The 15,950-nt window shown below is 35.7% G+C and carries 13 protein-coding genes and 1 riboswitch; of the genes, 9 read left to right on the forward strand and 4 right to left on the reverse strand.

All coding sequences use genetic code 11. The features are described 5' to 3' along the window. Nucleotides 1-62: 62 nt before the first annotated feature. Together AC1VAQ_RS15840 and AC1VAQ_RS15845 are read right to left on the reverse strand one after the other, a co-directional pair. Nucleotides 63-1,325 carry a GntP family permease gene (locus AC1VAQ_RS15840; protein ID WP_302596839.1) on the reverse strand — a complete coding sequence of 421 codons (1,263 nt, stop codon included), beginning with the start codon at nt 1,323-1,325 and terminating at the stop codon, nt 63-65. Between the two features lie 121 nt (nt 1,326-1,446). After that, a complete protein-coding gene (locus AC1VAQ_RS15845; RefSeq protein WP_302596838.1) occupies nt 1,447-2,580 on the reverse strand; it encodes a glycerate kinase family protein in 1,134 nt (377 codons plus the stop codon). 213 nt (nt 2,581-2,793) lie between these two features. Here AC1VAQ_RS15845 and AC1VAQ_RS15850 point away from each other — a divergent pair, with 213 nt between their 5' ends. From AC1VAQ_RS15850 to AC1VAQ_RS15890, 9 genes are all read left to right on the forward strand, one after another. Continuing rightward, on the forward strand, nt 2,794-3,849 hold the full coding sequence (locus AC1VAQ_RS15850; protein ID WP_479904179.1) for a CdaR family transcriptional regulator: 1,056 nt from the start codon (nt 2,794-2,796) through the stop codon (nt 3,847-3,849). Nucleotides 3,850-4,025: 176 nt separating this feature from the next. Further along, nucleotides 4,026-4,790 carry an EFR1 family ferrodoxin gene (locus AC1VAQ_RS15855; RefSeq protein WP_302596836.1) on the forward strand — a complete coding sequence of 255 codons (765 nt, stop codon included), beginning with the start codon at nt 4,026-4,028 and terminating at the stop codon, nt 4,788-4,790. Between the two features lie 42 nt (nt 4,791-4,832). After that, a complete protein-coding gene (locus tag AC1VAQ_RS15860) occupies nt 4,833-6,218 on the forward strand; it encodes an MATE family efflux transporter (protein WP_302596835.1) in 1,386 nt (461 codons plus the stop codon). A gap of 120 nt (nt 6,219-6,338) precedes the next feature. After that, nucleotides 6,339-6,980 (forward strand): hypothetical protein, encoded by a 642-nt coding sequence (locus AC1VAQ_RS15865; protein ID WP_302596834.1) that lies wholly within the window; start codon nt 6,339-6,341, stop codon nt 6,978-6,980. Between the two features lie 93 nt (nt 6,981-7,073). Then, nucleotides 7,074-7,175: riboswitch (purine riboswitch) on the forward strand. Nucleotides 7,176-7,277: 102 nt separating this feature from the next. Continuing rightward, complete coding sequence (locus AC1VAQ_RS15870; protein WP_302596833.1) at nt 7,278-8,363, forward strand: BMP family lipoprotein; 1,086 nt, start codon at nt 7,278-7,280, stop codon at nt 8,361-8,363. 237 nt (nt 8,364-8,600) lie between these two features. Next, the gene (locus AC1VAQ_RS15875) at nt 8,601-9,464 is read left to right on the forward strand and encodes an EamA family transporter (protein WP_302596832.1); all 864 of its coding nucleotides are present in this window, start codon (nt 8,601-8,603) and stop codon (nt 9,462-9,464) included. 81 nt (nt 9,465-9,545) lie between these two features. Then, the gene (locus AC1VAQ_RS15880; RefSeq protein ID WP_302596831.1) at nt 9,546-10,130 is read left to right on the forward strand and encodes a helix-turn-helix domain-containing protein; all 585 of its coding nucleotides are present in this window, start codon (nt 9,546-9,548) and stop codon (nt 10,128-10,130) included. A gap of 262 nt (nt 10,131-10,392) precedes the next feature. Continuing rightward, on the forward strand, nt 10,393-12,534 hold the full coding sequence (xynC, locus tag AC1VAQ_RS15885; RefSeq protein ID WP_302596830.1) for a glucuronoarabinoxylan endo-1,4-beta-xylanase XynC: 2,142 nt from the start codon (nt 10,393-10,395) through the stop codon (nt 12,532-12,534). Nucleotides 12,535-12,677: 143 nt separating this feature from the next. Further along, on the forward strand, nt 12,678-13,922 hold the full coding sequence (locus tag AC1VAQ_RS15890; protein ID WP_302596829.1) for a hypothetical protein: 1,245 nt from the start codon (nt 12,678-12,680) through the stop codon (nt 13,920-13,922). 106 nt (nt 13,923-14,028) lie between these two features. Here the strand turns inward: AC1VAQ_RS15890 and AC1VAQ_RS15895 are convergent, their stop codons facing one another. Together AC1VAQ_RS15895 and AC1VAQ_RS15900 are read right to left on the reverse strand one after the other, a co-directional pair. Then, the gene (locus AC1VAQ_RS15895) at nt 14,029-15,381 is read right to left on the reverse strand and encodes an MATE family efflux transporter (RefSeq protein ID WP_303244257.1); all 1,353 of its coding nucleotides are present in this window, start codon (nt 15,379-15,381) and stop codon (nt 14,029-14,031) included. Nucleotides 15,382-15,401: 20 nt separating this feature from the next. Then, nucleotides 15,402-15,851, reverse strand: a complete 450-nt coding sequence (locus AC1VAQ_RS15900; RefSeq protein WP_302596827.1) for a MarR family winged helix-turn-helix transcriptional regulator — start codon at nt 15,849-15,851, stop codon at nt 15,402-15,404. Nucleotides 15,852-15,950: the final 99 nt, after the last annotated feature.

Genomic DNA, 15,950 nt, shown 5'->3' on the forward strand with positions numbered 1-15,950 from the left:
ATTTTTATTATTTTTGTTACTGGAAAGATTTAGTTTTAAGTTTACGCTTATGATTATTTATTTTACATGCCTATTAAATACATAACTGTAGCAACGATTGTACTTGTAAGACCGATACATGCTTCAAATGGGATAAGTTTAAGACGGTCTTTGAATCCCATATTTGCTGCATTCCCTGTAGCATGGAAGAATGAACCATGTGGAAGAGAGTCAATCACTGTTGCACCACTGTGAATCATTGCACCTGCTGAAAGGGCTGGGATACCTGCACTTAAAAGTGTTGATGCGAACGTTTGAGATGCAATTGTTGCACCTGCTGTAGTAGATGCGGTTGCACCGGCCATTAAGATACCTGCGATTGGAGCAAGGATGAATGCTGGAAGGTGGAAGGCATCAAGTAAGTTGATGACATCATATTGCAGCGCTGAAGCTTTGATGATACCTGCAAGTGTTCCTGTACCGATTAAAAGAACAGATACACCGATTACTTTACTAAGGCCGAACTCAGCATATTCTCTAGTATGTTTGATTTTACCTGTTGCAAGGGCACAAACGATACCACCAACTGGTAGGGCAATAAGTGGGTCTACTGTAATTTTACAAAGTGGACGAAGTGCAAGTAAGATGACAACAACTACAGGTCCCGCAATAGCGGCAAGAAATGATGGTAAGTCAGCTGAATCTCTTTTTTCAAGGTCAGCGGCTGTAATAGTTGTTCCTTTTTTCTTAGCAACAAGAGAAGCAAGAATGATTGTCACAACCATAGCACAAAGTGCTGGTACTAAGTTTTTCATCATAAGAGATGTTAAATCTACATTAAAGGCTTCTGAGATTGCAATGGTATTTGGGTTAGGTGAGATGATATTTCCAGCTTTTCCGCCGCCAAGCATTGCAAGAAGAACAGAAGCTTTGCTAAGTCCAGCTTTTTGCCCGATTGCAAGTGCGATAGGTGCAACTGTAATAACAGAGATATCAACGAATACACCTACACTACAAATAATCATTGTAGCAATAGTGATAGCAATAATTGCACGTTTTTCACCAAGCTTCGTTACAATCACATCGGCAATTTTTTCAGCAGCACCTGTTTTAATAAGTGTACCAGCAAGGATACCTGATGTCATAATACGAAGAACAGATGAAATCATACCTTGTGAACCTGAAATCATAGTAGCGACAGTAGTATCAAGACCACCACCACCAACGAGCCCGCCCACTAAAGCACCAATAATTAAACTATAAGCAGGTTGGACTTTTTTGATAATAAGAATGATAGCAAGGGTAAGCCCTACTAATGCACCTAATGTTGTAAAATCGTAATTCATATGGAACCATTACATAAAGCTAATAGAGGTGAGAATTGAAAGTGTATAGAATGTATCAGCTTTATGCCCTTTCTCTTAGTGTATAGATTTAAAAAAGTTATATAAATTTACATTGAAAGATTTACAAAGTAATTAATCTAAAGACTTGTTCTACTGTATCTGTTAAGTTAGCTGTGGCTGTTTCTTTTTCCATAGCTTCTTCTAGCGTAACGAGTCTTCTAAGAATAGGAAAGAATGCATCGATCCCATGTTTATTACACTCTGTAGCATCAGGGGTTACACAACCTGCAAAAGCAAGTACCTTTTTGTTATATTTTTTAGCTAGTCTTGCAACACCAATAGGGGCTTTCCCCATAGCTGTTTGTTCGTCAAGACGTCCTTCACCAGTGATGACGATATCTGCATCTTTGATATAGTCTTCAAGTTTTGTTTCTTCAAGAATTAATTTGATGCCTGATTCAAGCACGGCATTGGTGAAGCTGAGAAAGGCAAAGCCAAGACCGCCTGCAGCTCCTGTACCCGCTTGATTCGGATTTGCTTTAGGAAAGCTTTTCTTAGCAAGCACGGCAAAGTCATTAAGCCAACTATCTATATCTTTAATCATTTCAGGTGTAGCCCCTTTTTGTGGTCCATAGATAGCACTGCAACCATAGTCGCCGCATAAAGTATTTGTTACATCACAGGCTATTTTAAATGTACAGTCTTTAAGTTCAGGAAGTGCATTTTCAGCAGAAATCTTAACAATATCTTTTAAACCTTTAGCACCGAAAGCTACTTGTTTTCCTTCATGATCTAAGAATTCAAAGCCAAGGGCTTGAAGCATACCTATGCCGCCATCATTTGTAGCACTGCCACCAATGCCAATAATGAATTTACGACAGCCATTTGTAATGGCATCTTTAATAACTTCTCCCACCCCATAAGTTGTGGTGTGGAGTGGATTTCTTTCGTCTGCTGTAATGAGTGTGATCCCTGCAGCACCTGACATTTCAATGAGAGCAGTTTGGCTTTTAGAGAGTATACCATAACTGCATGTAACCGGATGACCTAGAGGACCAGTTACTACGACCTCCTTTAAAGTACCATTCATACCATCTACTAAGGCTTCTACTGTTCCTTCACCGCCATCAGCAAGTGGACGTATTGTAACATTTGCAGTTGGACTTACTTTTTTTATACCTTCTTTAATTGCATAACCAGCTTCCATAGATGAAAGACTACCCTTTAATGAATCAATCGCAATAACTACGTTCATAACTAAATTCCTCCTCGGTGTTTATACTTGTATTATAATGTTAATAAACAAGGAGATAAATGTTCTATATAACATATTTTTGTGATATATTTTGCACTTTTATGTTATGGGCAACATGTCTTATCTAGTCTTATGAAAAATGATATGTTAATCTATATTAAATAAAATGATAGGTGATGGAGAAGGAATATGGGTGTAAAAATAAACAAGAAAATGGCAAAACAGATTGTAGATACTGTGAAAGATGTCTGTGGTCATGATATTAACTTTATAAATGAGAATGGCATTATTTATGCAAGTACGAATGAAGCACGCATTGGTGATTTTCATGAAATAGGTTTTAAAGTTGCAAAAACAAATACAACCATAGAAGTTGCTGAAGATAATAGTTTTGAAGGGACTCAAAAAGGTGTCAATATTCCTGTGTTTCATAATGGGGCCTTATTATCTGTTATTGGTATTACAGGTGAACCAGAGAAAGTGCGTCAATATGCTTATCTAGCAGTGCGTATTACGAAGCTTCTTATTCGTGAGCAGGAACTAGAGGCCTTCAATCGTTCTCAAAAAGAAAAAAATGACTTTATAGTGAGAACGCTTTTAAAAGGCGAAATTATAAATAGAGAATACTTAGCAGAATGTCTAGAAGAACTTAAAATCAGTGAAAAAGATATCTTTAAGGTCATTGCCATTAAATTAAATACAAGGCATAAGGAGATGAATATTTCACTTATGGAGCAAAAGCTGCATAGGTTATTTCATGGTATTCAGGCTTTACTGTATTCATATAATTATCCAAATGAATATGTACTGATAATCTATGACAAAAATACGGCCAGTACATTACATGCCCTAGAGAGTTTTGTCGCATCAAATGAAGGCCTTATTCAAGTTGGGATAGGTACAAGTCAAGGGCTTTATCATTTAGCAGAATCCTATGAAGCAAGTGAAATTGCTGTAAAAAGTATGAAAGCCCTAGAAGAAGGAATTGCAATTTTTGAGAATTTAGATTTAGAAATTATTATAGGAAGCTTAGATAAAAATATTAAAGAAAAGTATATTAATAAAACACTAGCTTGCCTATCTAACGAAGATAAGGAAATTCTACGTATTTACTATGAGGAAAATATGTCTTTAGCAGCTACGGGAAAAAGGCTATTCCTACATAAAAATACGTTGCAGTATAAATTAGACCGTATAGGTAAGCTTAGTGGATATAATCCAAGAAACTTTAAAGATGCTGTTGTACTATATATTGCAACCCAAATGTAAGTTATGACGGATATACAAATGAAAGAATATTTCTGATTTGTTAATAAAAAGTAATAGAATTAAAATATAAAGCATTATACAATAGAGAGGTACTAATTTTATAAATAATAAGATAGGCAAGCATTCAAAGGAAAAATAAATGAAGAGATAGATATAGGATAAGAAGGGGGATTCTTATGAAGATATTTTATTTTACTGGGACAGGAAATTCGCTGGCAATAGCTAGAGAACTCAATGATTATCTAGGAGACCAGGGAGAAGTAATTTCAATTGCTGATTTTAAAAAGGAGAAGGAAGTAAATATTGCAGAGGATATAGTAGGCTTTGTTTTTCCGGTCTATTTAGGTGATATCCCATGGTTCGCTAAAGAATTTCTATTAAAGCTAGAGTTTGCCAATGACCCCTATATATTTGCAGTAACGAATTGTAGCCTAGCTGATAAAGGTGGGCTCGCGAGTATTAGTGGTGCATTAGTAAGTAAGGGGCAGAGTCTTTCGTTAGGAGAAGTCATTCAAGTACATGGTAACTGTGTACCATTGCCTGAGTTTATTGAACAGAAAAAAGTTCAAAAGATACCCTCAAAACTTAAACAGATTGCAACAAGAATCGGGCAAAGGGAAATTTCTTATAAAGGAAAAATAGCAGAGGTAACGCCTACATTCGTATCCGAAGTACGAGATAAACTAGACTATATGACAAAGTTTAAGGTTACATCAAATTGTACAGGATGCGGACTTTGTACACAAGTTTGTCCTCTTGATAATATTCAGGTTGTTGATGAAAGACCTATACATGGCACTAATTGTACAGAATGCTGGGCATGTTTTCATTGGTGTCCTCAAAAGGCAATGCGCAGTAATGTATTTGGACTAAAGAATCGAAAGAGATATCACAATCCTAAGGTTACTTTAATGGACATTAAGAGGCAAGGCAACAAATAAGATTGATAATAAACAAAAAGATAAAATGGAAGAAGGAACAGCATGTTAGTAGCACTAAGAAATAGACTTTATGATCACTCGAAAGTTAATGAGCAACAACGGTTGTTTAGTAATAAGGATTTATGGGTTTTACTCATTCCACTTATTATTGAGCAGCTTTTAAATTCTTTTATGGGAATGGCGGACACAATGATGGTAAGTACTGTGGGAGGGGCAGCTATTTCAGCAGTCTCCTTAGTAGATGCAATCAATACATTAGTGATTCAAGTATTTTCTGCTATGGCAGCCGGTGCTACCATCATATGTTCGCAGTGCCTAGGAAGAGGAGATGTGGAAAGGTGCAATAAGGCAGCAAAGCAGGTATTTTTATCAATGCTTGTCATTTCACTCGCGTTAACCATAGTAGGGCTAAGTGGGCGTGAATGGTTACTGCGATTGATTTTTGGAAGGGTAGAAGCTGATGTGATGAGTAATTCAATGGTTTATTTTCTAATTACAGTGTTATCATATCCTTTCATAGCATTATTCAATGCAGGTTCAGCTTTCTATAGAGCAGGTGGTAATTCTAAGTTTCCAATGAAAGTATCGGTGATATCAAATCTCCTAAATATAGTGGGAAATGTTATTTTAATCTTTGGGTTTAAGATGGGTGTGGCAGGCGCTGCATTATCAACATTAATCTCAAGAATTTTTTGTACAGTTGTTATTTTTTACTTTTTACATAAGCCAAAACAAACCATTGTTATTAATGAGTACTTAAAAATAAGACCAGATTTTCATCTGATAGGAATGATATTAGCTATTGGTATTCCAGCTGGAATAGAGAATGGAATGTTCCAATTTGGCAAGCTTGTGATTCAGTCAACAGTATCAGAGTTAGGGACTGTAGCTATTGCAGCACAAGCAATGACAAATATTTTGGAGTCTGTTAATGGGATTGCAGCAGTTGGCATTGGTATAGGTCTTATGACTGTAGTCGGTCAATGTATGGGAGCTGGAAGAAAAGAAGAGGCAAAGTATTATATTGTGAAGCTAACAGGGTATGCTGAGGTGGCAATCATTGTATCATGTTTATTTGTTCTTTTAATTACAAAGCCTGTAACGATACTTGGCAAGATGGATGTAGAAAGTGCTAGAATGTGCTTTAACATGATTATATTTATTACTATTACAAAACCAATTTCCTGGGCATTATCCTTTATACCAGCATATGGTATGAGAGCCGCTGGAGATGTGAAATTTTCAATGATTGTTTCGACAGCAACAATGTGGCTTTGCCGTGTGGCGCTGTGTATTTATTTATGTAAGGTATGGGGCTTTGGTCCTATTGCAGTATGGATTGGAATGTTTGCAGACTGGAGCGTTCGCGGGATAATATTTACCTATAGATTTTTAAGTGGTAAATGGGCGCAAAAACAGGTAATCTAGTGAAAAAACCGAACTATGTTGAATATATTGAAATTAATGTTCGATTTGTGCTATACTGATTTTAATGCAAAAATAGTAAATTTTTGAATAAGTATAAGACGGTATAGGAGACTTGAAATTATGAAACTTCATTTAATGAACAAAGTAGGAATGATAGGATTAACAGCATTAATGATTTTTACTGGATGTAGTGCGACAGATGATAAGGCAGTAGTAGATACAACAATTGAAAGTACACAAGTAGCAAATGAAATGTTGACTTTAGAGGATATTGATAAAGAAGATTTTAAACCAACAGCTAAAGTAAGTTATACAATAGAAGGAAAAGTTGTATCGAAAAGAGAAGAAGTAACGAATGTATTAGAAGGTGCAGATTATATAGCAGAACCTGAGGTAGATGTAATCTTAAAAGGAACTGTAGGAGAACTTTGGGTGACACCTATGGAGAAGGTGCTTAAAACATATACAAAAGTAGATGGTAGTGAATTAACAGCGGAAGACTTTGAGCCAGATACATATATTACACTTCAGACAAAGGCAGGGAAACCAGTATTTGCGGCGTTTGTACCAAAAGAAACACAAGTAGAAATACATACTGCTTGGGGAGATATATTAATTGCTAATAGACCTGAAGTAGAACATGGCGAGGGAGATTATATCGTATGTGATGCAGGAGAAGATGGTGCCCCTAATTTTGAAGATGTTTGGGTTGTAAATGGTAAAGTGTTTGAGACGACTTATGATATGAGCCAAATGAAATAAGAACTTAAGGATTTTAAAATAAAAAATTTGTAAAATAAATTTAAAATTTAAACATTCATATAAGCATAGACAAAAAGAGAAGTTTCAAGTATTATAATAATCCCATAAGCACATCGTATAGAGTTGAAAATATGGTTCAACAGTTTCTACCAAATCACCTCAAATGATTTGACTACGATAGATTTGGCATTACTTATAACAATAAGTTAACTATTTCTATGTACATTATACGGTGCAACTTATATGGCGACTGAAAAAGAAACAATAAACAACAAGACGACATAGGAGATAGGCACAATGAAAAAGAAGTTTATTAAAGCAGTAGCTGGAACATTAGCAGCAATGACAGTATTTACAGGATGCGGGAGCGCAGCAGGAGAAAGCAGTAAAGCATCTGACACAAAAGTAGGGATGGTAACAGACTTAGGTTCAATTGATGATAAATCCTTCAACCAATTAACATGGGAAGGTATTCAAAGAGCGCAAGCAGACTTTGGTGTAAGTTCTAAATACTTAAAACCAGCTGGTGCAACAGAGCCAGAGCTTATGAAAGAAATCGGAAACCTCTATGACGGTGGATACAAATTCATCGTGGCATCAGGATTTAAATTTGCAACATCTATTTTTGAAGCACAAACAAAATATCCAGATGCTAAATTCGTAATTACAGATTCAACTGTTTATTCAACTACAGGAGAAGAAAAAGTAGCTGATAATACAGTATCTATTTTATTCAATGAACAAGAAGCAGGATTCCTTGCAGGGATTGCAGCAGCCGTTGAATTACAAGAAGCGAATGCAGGATTCATTGGTGGTATGGAAACAGATGTTATTCAAAGATTTAACTGGGGATACCAACAAGGGATTGCCTATGCAAATGAAAATTTAGGTACAAATATTACAATGGAAGATAAAAACTTCGTTTACCAAGGAACATTTACAGATGCAGCAGCAGGTCAACAAATTGCAGCGCAAATGTATGATCGTGGTGTAGATGTTATCTTCAGTGCAGCTGGTGGTGTAGGTTCTGGTGTAATCAAAGAAGCCAGAGAAAGAGCTGCAGCAGGAGATAAGGTTTGGGTAATTGGTGTAGATGCAGACCAATATGCAGATGGTATTTATGAAGGTAATAACTCAGTTGTCCTTACATCAGCACTTAAAAATGTAGGAACAGCAGTTTATGATATGATTAAACTTGAAGAAGAAGGGAACTTCCCAGGTGGACAAATCCTTCAATATGGTGTAACAAACAATGGCGTTGGTCTTCCAAGTGAAAATCCAAACTTAAGTGAAAACACAATGAATACAATTAACGAAGTATATGAAAAACTTCAAAACAATGAGATTACAGTTCAAACAACTAGTGAAGGACTTATTAAATAAATTGAAGATGGCTGTGGCACTAAAAGTGCTACAGCCATTTTTTGTTGAGTGGGTAAGATGCCATGAAAACGGCTGTGGGGGCTGGCACCTTTGGGCAGATTTTAAAGGAATGTTGTGTAACTCGGGGTGTGGGCTTTGTGGTATAATGAGGGGAGAAATTAATATTCTATGAGGGCTATCTGAGTAGGATAATTATTAATATGCTGAATACATATTGAAATAAAGGAGGGATTTAAGATGTGGCTTGTATATGCTTTTGGTTCAGCCCTTTTTGCTGGAGTTACAGCAATATTGGCGAAAATAGGAATTAAGGATACAGATTCTAATGTAGCAACAGCGATTCGGACAATTGTAATATTGGTTTTTTCATGGCTCATGGTATTTGTGGTAGGCTCATTTAATACGATTAATGAGGTGAGTAAGGAGACATTAACATTTCTAATTTTATCGGGACTTGCAACAGGCGGTTCATGGCTATGTTATTTCAAGGCATTACAATTAGGTGATGTGAATAAGGTAACACCTATTGATAAATCAAGTACAGTACTTACAATGCTTTTAGCTTGTGTTATTTTGGGAGAAGCAATTAGTTTAACGAAGTTTATAGGCCTTGTAGGTATTGGAATAGGTACATATTTAATGATTACTAAAAAGGAAGGCATGCAAAAGGCTGTACAGGGTAAAGGATGGCTTTTTTATGCTCTTTTATCAGCTGTATTTGCCAGCCTTACTTCTATATTAGGTAAGATAGGTATTAGTGGCGTTGAATCTAATCTAGGTACAGCTATTCGTACAATTGTAGTTTTAGTGATGGCTTGGATTGTTGTTTTTGTGACTAAGAAACAAGGAGAGATTAAAAAGATTGACCCGAAAAGCTGGGTGTTTATTTGCCTATCAGGTATTACAACAGGTCTTTCATGGTTATGCTATTATAAAGCGTTACAAGAGGGAGAGGCAAGTATTGTAGTCCCTATTGATAAGTTAAGTATCGTTGTAACAATTGCCTTTTCTTATATTTTCTTAAAGGAAAAGCTTACAAAGAAGGCTTTTGTAGGACTTGTAGCGATTGTAGCTGGAACACTTGTTTTACTTATAAAGTAGAAAAAATCCCCGAAACTCTACGGAGCGTTTATTGTATTAAAATATAGATAAAGGTATGCTTAGTATATGGAGGTGACCTAGATGGATTGTATAAAAGTAGGAAAGTTAATTTATAGCTTACGTAAAGAAAAAAATATGACACAAAAACAAGTAGCAGATGCAATGGGAATTAGTGATAAAACCATTTCAAAGTGGGAACGAGGACTAGGTTGCCCTGATGTTTCTTTACTAAGCGAACTTTCAAACGTATTAGGTGTAAATGTAGAAAAAATTTTACTAGGGGACTTAACCCCTAATGAAATGGACGGAGGGAATATGAAACGTATTAAATTTTATGTATGCCCTAACTGTGGCAATGTGATTAATGGCACAGGTGAAGGTGAAATTTCATGCTGTGGGAGAAAGCTTACAGCACTTGTAGCAAAACCAGTAGATGAGGCACATGCCTTAGAAATAGAAGAAATCGAAGATGATTATTATATTACCTTTAATCATGATATGACGAAAGCACATTATATTTCATTTGTGGCTTATGTATGTAGCGACCGTGTACTGCTCATTAAGCTTTATCCAGAACAAAATCCAGCGGTCAGATTTCCAAGGATGCAACGCGGCACATTATACTTCTATTGCAATAATGATGGCCTATGGCAACAAAGAATTTAAAGGAAAAGAAAGTGTTGTGAAACGAGTTAAATAGTTTCGCAACACTTTTTTTATTTGATGCAGAGTAGAGGTTTGTTCAAATTTGTGATGTTTAGCATAATGTAAAGGAAAATAGTGCATATTATACAAAATTATTTAAATAACGAATATTTAAATATATAATAAGACCTATAAGTATGAAAATGTGCTTTAGATAAATCTAAAAAGAAAGGAGCGTAGTAGTAAAGGAAACTCTAGATTAATAATTAAGGGAGATGAGAAGATGTTAGGAACTTTAAAGAAAACTCTAGCTAATAAGTTATTAGTAGGACTTATGATGATTGCAATGGTTTTAGGGGTGCTGCCACCCGTTAATCTTTTTGCAGCAAGCGATGTAACAATTAATTTAGCATCAGAAAATCAGGTAATCCGTGGTTTTGGTGGAATGAATCATACGACTTGGATAGGTGATTTAACCTCTGCACAAAGAGAAACAGCTTTTGGAAATGAAGAAAATCAGTTGGGATTTTCTATTTTAAGAATTCATGTAGATGAAAATAGAAACAATTGGTATAAGGAGTTAGAAACAGCTAAAGCTGCTATTGCAAATGGTGCCATTGTATTTGCTTCACCATGGAACCCACCAAGCGATATGGTAGAAACTTTTACGCGCAATGGTGTAGCAAATCAAAAACGTCTTAAATATAGCAAGTATGCAGATTATGCAAAATATCTCAATGATTTTGTGACGTATATGAGGAATAATGGGGTTGACTTATATGCAATCTCTATTCAAAATGAGCCTGATTATGCACATACTTGGACATGGTGGACACCAGAAGAAATGCTTAACTTTATGAAAAATTATGCAGGCTCAATTGACTGCAAGGTTATAGCACCAGAGTCATTTTCTTATTTAAAGAATATGTCAGATCCAATCTTAAATGATGCAAAAGCACTTGCTAATATGGATATTTTAGGGGCACATTTTTATGGAACACAAGTAAGCAATATGGCTTATCCTTTATTTAAACAAAAGGGAGCTGGAAAAGACCTTTGGATGACAGAAGTATATGTTCCTAATAGTGATGCTGATTCTGCTGACCGCTGGCCTGAAGCAATAGAGGTTTCATATAATATGCACAATGCCTTAGTTGAAGGGGATTTTCAGGCTTATGTTTGGTGGTATATTCGCAGACAATATGGTCCTATGAAAGAGGATGGTACGATTAGTAAACGTGGCTATTGCATGGCACAATATTCTAAGTTTGTACGTCCAGGTTATGTAAGAGTTGAGGCTACAAAGAATCCAGCCACTGATGTTTATGTATCTGCATATAAGGGAGATAATAAAGCAGTTATTGTAGCAATCAATAAGGGAACATCAGCAGTCACACAAAAGTTTGCGATTAATAATGGTAGTATTCAAAGTGTAGATCGTTATAGAACTTCAGCAAATGAAAACTTGGCAAAAACATCTAATATGGAAGCAACAGCAAATAGTTTCTGGGCACAATTACCTGCTAATAGTGTTTCAACATTTGTTTGTACATTATCATCAGGGGCACAGACAGAACCAGGAACAAATCCAGGAACACCAACAGATACAACAGTGACAGACTATGTTACATTAAATGATGGTTGGTATTATATTAAAAATACAAATGCTCAAAAATATCTTCAAGTACAAGATAATACAGGTGCAAATGGACAAAACGTAGAGATTGCTACTGGAACAGGTGTTGCAGGTCAGAAATGGTATTTAACCAATGTAGGAGAGGGTTATGTAACACTTAAAAATGGGACTGGTTATATGTTGGATGTAGATTGCGGAAAGAATGAAAATGGTACGAACATTCAAGTGTATACAGCCAATGGATTAAGTCCGCAAATGTTTAAAGTCGTATCAGCTGGGGCTAACAATATTTATGGTCTATTGACTAAGGCATCTATAGATACAAAGTCATTAGATGTCTATAACTTTGGAACAGCAGATGGTTCAAATGTTTGTCAATGGACATATTATAAAAATACTTGCCAGCAATGGGTATTTGAAGCTTGTGACGGACCTAATACATCAACAGAGCCAACGGTACCAACAGAGCCTTCAACACCATTAGAACCAGCAGGTAATGCAAATGTAAGTATAAAAGTTATGTCAGATTGGGGAGAGGGTGCAACGGCTGAAATTACAGTAACAAACACAACGGGTAAAGACTTAAATGGATGGACATGTACATTTACAATCAATCGTCCAATTACTGATGTTTGGAATGCAGAAATGATAAGCCAAAATGGAGAAGTCTATACAGTGGCAAACCCATCATGGCAGCCTAATTTAGCAAAGGGTGAAAGTATATCTTTTGGCTGTTCATTAGGTAGTGGAAACGGTGACGTAACAATAACAAGTGCTACATTACAATAATACAAGATAGGCCTTCTTAAAGAGTATTTTGCTAGCATGTCTTTTTCGAACATATTTTTAGAATGAAATTAAGAAGAAGAGACATACTAGAAGTAATATGAATAAGCTCATTTAAAATATTTTTAGAGAAGGCGAGGTAACATATGAATCCATTCTTAGAAAAACCAATGAATATGGATCAACTATTTAAGTCTTGGGCAGCTATTTACCCAGAACCTTATAATAAAAATGAGGTAGATCCTTACACGAAAACGCGTATTATATTAATGAATGGGACAGAATTTGAAGCTGTATGGTTTTCACATCAATTTTCACGTCATTGCCCTGATAATGAACTAAGAAGACAAATTGCCGTTACAAGAAGAAGTGAACAGCAACAACAAAAAGTCATAGCCGTTTTAAAACCAGCTGATGAAACTATACTAGAAACGACTATCAGCTATGAGCAGCTGGCAGTAGATTTAACTGCTAGATTAGCTATGAGAGAACCTAATAAGCATGTCAAAATGGCACTGGATTTCGCACTATTAGAAGATTTTGACCACCTATATCGCTATTCAGACTTATTGGAGATGGAAAGAGGTATTAAAGCAGAAAAGTTAGTAGGACATTATACAGAAATCATGCCTGGTAGGCCTACAATAGCTGAACATCGTTATCCTACAGATAATATTAGAGAATTTGTGGATTTCTCTACTGCGGCACCAATTACGAAATTAAATACATGTATTATTACAGCAGCAGAGCAACAAACAATGAATTATTATATGAATGTAGCAGGATTTTATGAATCAGATATAGGCAGAAGTTTATATCAAGAAATAGGGCTTATTGAGGAGCAACATGTAAGTCATTACGGCAGTTTAATAGACCCAAGACAAACATGGCTTGAAAACTTATTAAATCATGAGTATACAGAATGCTATTTATATTATTCTTGTTTTGAAGATGAGACAGACCCACATATTAAGAAGATTTGGGAGCAACATTTCCATGAAGAAGTGGCCCATTTACACAAAGCTGCAGAGCTTCTAAAAAAATATGAAGGTAAGGAATGGCAACAAGTTATACCAGATGGCAACTTCCCACAATTGTTGACATTAGGTGAAAATAAAGAGTATGTACGTAAGGTTTTAGGTGAAACAGTACAACTAACATCTATCAAAGATGAATATACAGACGTAGCGAAAGTCCCAGCAGAGTCAGAATTCTTCACATTCCAAAATATCGTTAATAAAGATGTAGAATGTGTGCCTAGTCATAAAATAATATCTCAATATATTTGTAAAAATGGTATGGATTATCGTTATGAAGATAAGGAAAATCCTATTGAAGCACTTAGAGACAGAAAGTGTGACAATACTTCAGTGGGAAGAAGACCAATTTAATGAAGAATGATTTAAAAAAGAAATAAAAGATAAAGTTAAGCATAATAGACGTAAGAAAGACCTAGGAGGACACCGAGAGGTGTTTAATTCCTAGGTCTTTTATCAGTTAAGCTTTTGCTAATATTTTTTTGAAGTTAATGAGGAATAGGATTCCGGTTGTAGTTGCAGCTAGAATATCTGCAATTGGTTCGGCCCAATAGATTCCCATAACACCCATAAAACGAGGTAGAATAAGTGCAAAAGGAATAAGGAGAATGACTTTTCTAAGAAGGGCTAAGAAAAGTGAAATCTTAGCTTGCCCCATTCCCATAAAGGCAGATTGACATGCCATTTGGACACCAAATATCCAGATACCAGCCATGAAGATTGGCATAACAACTTTAATTAAAGCAATAAGTTCTGCATCTTTAGTGAACATACTTGCAAATACCGTTGGGAAGAATAATGCTGCAAGTGAGCAAACACAAGTCACAGTAAAGGTAACAGCTAAACTGCATTTAAATGTTTTCTTCACGCGGTCAAAGTTTTTGGCACCGTAGTTATAACTAATAATAGGTTGCGTTCCCATAGTAATCCCTTGAACTGGCATGATGAAAAGTTGCATTACACTTTGCAGGATTGTCATAGAGCCTACATATAAGTCCCCACCATAATGTTGTAAACCACTGTTAAATACAATGTTGATTAAGCTTTCAGTAGCTTGCATGACAAAAGGTGAAACACCGAGGGCTGCTACACTACCAATGATTTTTAAGTTTGGTTTAAGATGATGCAGACGAATACGGATACTAGATTTCTTAGAAAGTAAGAAGTAAACAACCCATATAGCACTGCAAGCTTGTGAAATAACAGTTGCTAAGGCAGCACCTTTTACGCCCATATCAAAACCAAATATAAAAATAGGGTCTAAAATAATATTGATAATAGCACCAATTAAAACGGATAACATAGCAATAGTAGCTTGGCCTTGAGAAGTGATAAAGGTATTAAGGCCAATAGATGCCTGTACGAAAACTGTACCACATAAGTAAATAGTAATGTACTCAAGCGCATAAACAATTGTTTCATCACTTGCCCCAAAGGCATATAAAAATGGTTTTTTAAAGACCATGAAAAGTGTGGTTAATAAAATTGAAAAGCAAATTAAAATTGTTACACCATTTCCTAGAATTTTTTCAGCTTCATCACGGTTACCTTTCCCAAGCTGAATGGCAGCAAGTGGGGCACCCCCAGAGCCTACGAAAGCACTAAAAGCTGAAATAAGCATTAAGATAGGAAAGCAGATACCAACTCCTGTTAAGGCTTTAGCACCTACTTCTGGAATATGTCCAATATACATTCTATCAACAATGTTATATAAAACATTAACAAGTTGGGCAATAACTGCTGGGATGGCCATACTTATGACAAGTTTGCCTATAGGTGCAGTACCAAGTTTGTCATCATTATGTGTACTCATGTAAAATTCTCCTTTATAAATTAGTTATGCTTGGCAGCATAATTTTCTAAGTTATTTTTCATGCGTGTAAGATAAGCATACATTTGGTCTTTTTCTTCATCACTAAAACCATTGAAATTAATACCATGCATTGTATTTAAAATAATGTTGGCATGCTCTTTAAGATCCTTTGCCTGATCCGTTAATTTGATGCGGATTTCGCGGCGATTTTCACTATTACGGCATCTTATAATTTGCCCACGTTGTTCAAGACGGTCTAGCATTGTTGTAAGAGACGTATTAGCAAGTTGCGTTTTTTTGCTTAATTCACTAATTGTAATATCATCTTTTTGCCAAAGTTGATATAAAATGTTCATCTGGGCACCATTCATCGCATCGTATGCCTGAGTCTCTTTAAGTAGTTTTTCAATAATACGGCTTTGAAGCTGTTTAATTTGTGCCATGACGATTCCTACAGGTGGATGTTGCATAGTGAAGTCTCCTTTCTTTTTTAATAATGAATAGGTTATGTACCTAGATGGCATCATATTAAAGAATAGTACTTGTAAATATAAATGTGAAATCTATAC

Source organism: Cellulosilyticum sp. (assembly GCF_982396655.1).

What these genes read in the sequence shown, in the direction of transcription:
- AC1VAQ_RS15840 (WP_302596839.1), bottom strand. Translation starts at nt 1,325, where the DNA reads ATGAATTACGATTTTACAACATTAGGTGCATTAGTAGGGCTTACCCTT.
- AC1VAQ_RS15845 (WP_302596838.1), bottom strand. Translation starts at nt 2,580, where the DNA reads ATGAACGTAGTTATTGCGATTGATTCATTAAAGGGTAGTCTTTCATCT.
- AC1VAQ_RS15850 (WP_479904179.1), top strand. Translation starts at nt 2,794, where the DNA reads ATGGCAAAACAGATTGTAGATACTGTGAAAGATGTCTGTGGTCATGAT.
- AC1VAQ_RS15855 (WP_302596836.1), top strand. Translation starts at nt 4,026, where the DNA reads ATGAAGATATTTTATTTTACTGGGACAGGAAATTCGCTGGCAATAGCT.
- AC1VAQ_RS15860 (WP_302596835.1), top strand. Translation starts at nt 4,833, where the DNA reads ATGTTAGTAGCACTAAGAAATAGACTTTATGATCACTCGAAAGTTAAT.
- AC1VAQ_RS15865 (WP_302596834.1), top strand. Translation starts at nt 6,339, where the DNA reads ATGAAACTTCATTTAATGAACAAAGTAGGAATGATAGGATTAACAGCA.
- AC1VAQ_RS15870 (WP_302596833.1), top strand. Translation starts at nt 7,278, where the DNA reads ATGAAAAAGAAGTTTATTAAAGCAGTAGCTGGAACATTAGCAGCAATG.
- AC1VAQ_RS15875 (WP_302596832.1), top strand. Translation starts at nt 8,601, where the DNA reads ATGTGGCTTGTATATGCTTTTGGTTCAGCCCTTTTTGCTGGAGTTACA.
- AC1VAQ_RS15880 (WP_302596831.1), top strand. Translation starts at nt 9,546, where the DNA reads ATGGATTGTATAAAAGTAGGAAAGTTAATTTATAGCTTACGTAAAGAA.
- xynC (WP_302596830.1), top strand. Translation starts at nt 10,393, where the DNA reads ATGTTAGGAACTTTAAAGAAAACTCTAGCTAATAAGTTATTAGTAGGA.
- AC1VAQ_RS15890 (WP_302596829.1), top strand. Translation starts at nt 12,678, where the DNA reads ATGAATCCATTCTTAGAAAAACCAATGAATATGGATCAACTATTTAAG.
- AC1VAQ_RS15895 (WP_303244257.1), bottom strand. Translation starts at nt 15,381, where the DNA reads ATGAGTACACATAATGATGACAAACTTGGTACTGCACCTATAGGCAAA.
- AC1VAQ_RS15900 (WP_302596827.1), bottom strand. Translation starts at nt 15,851, where the DNA reads ATGCAACATCCACCTGTAGGAATCGTCATGGCACAAATTAAACAGCTT.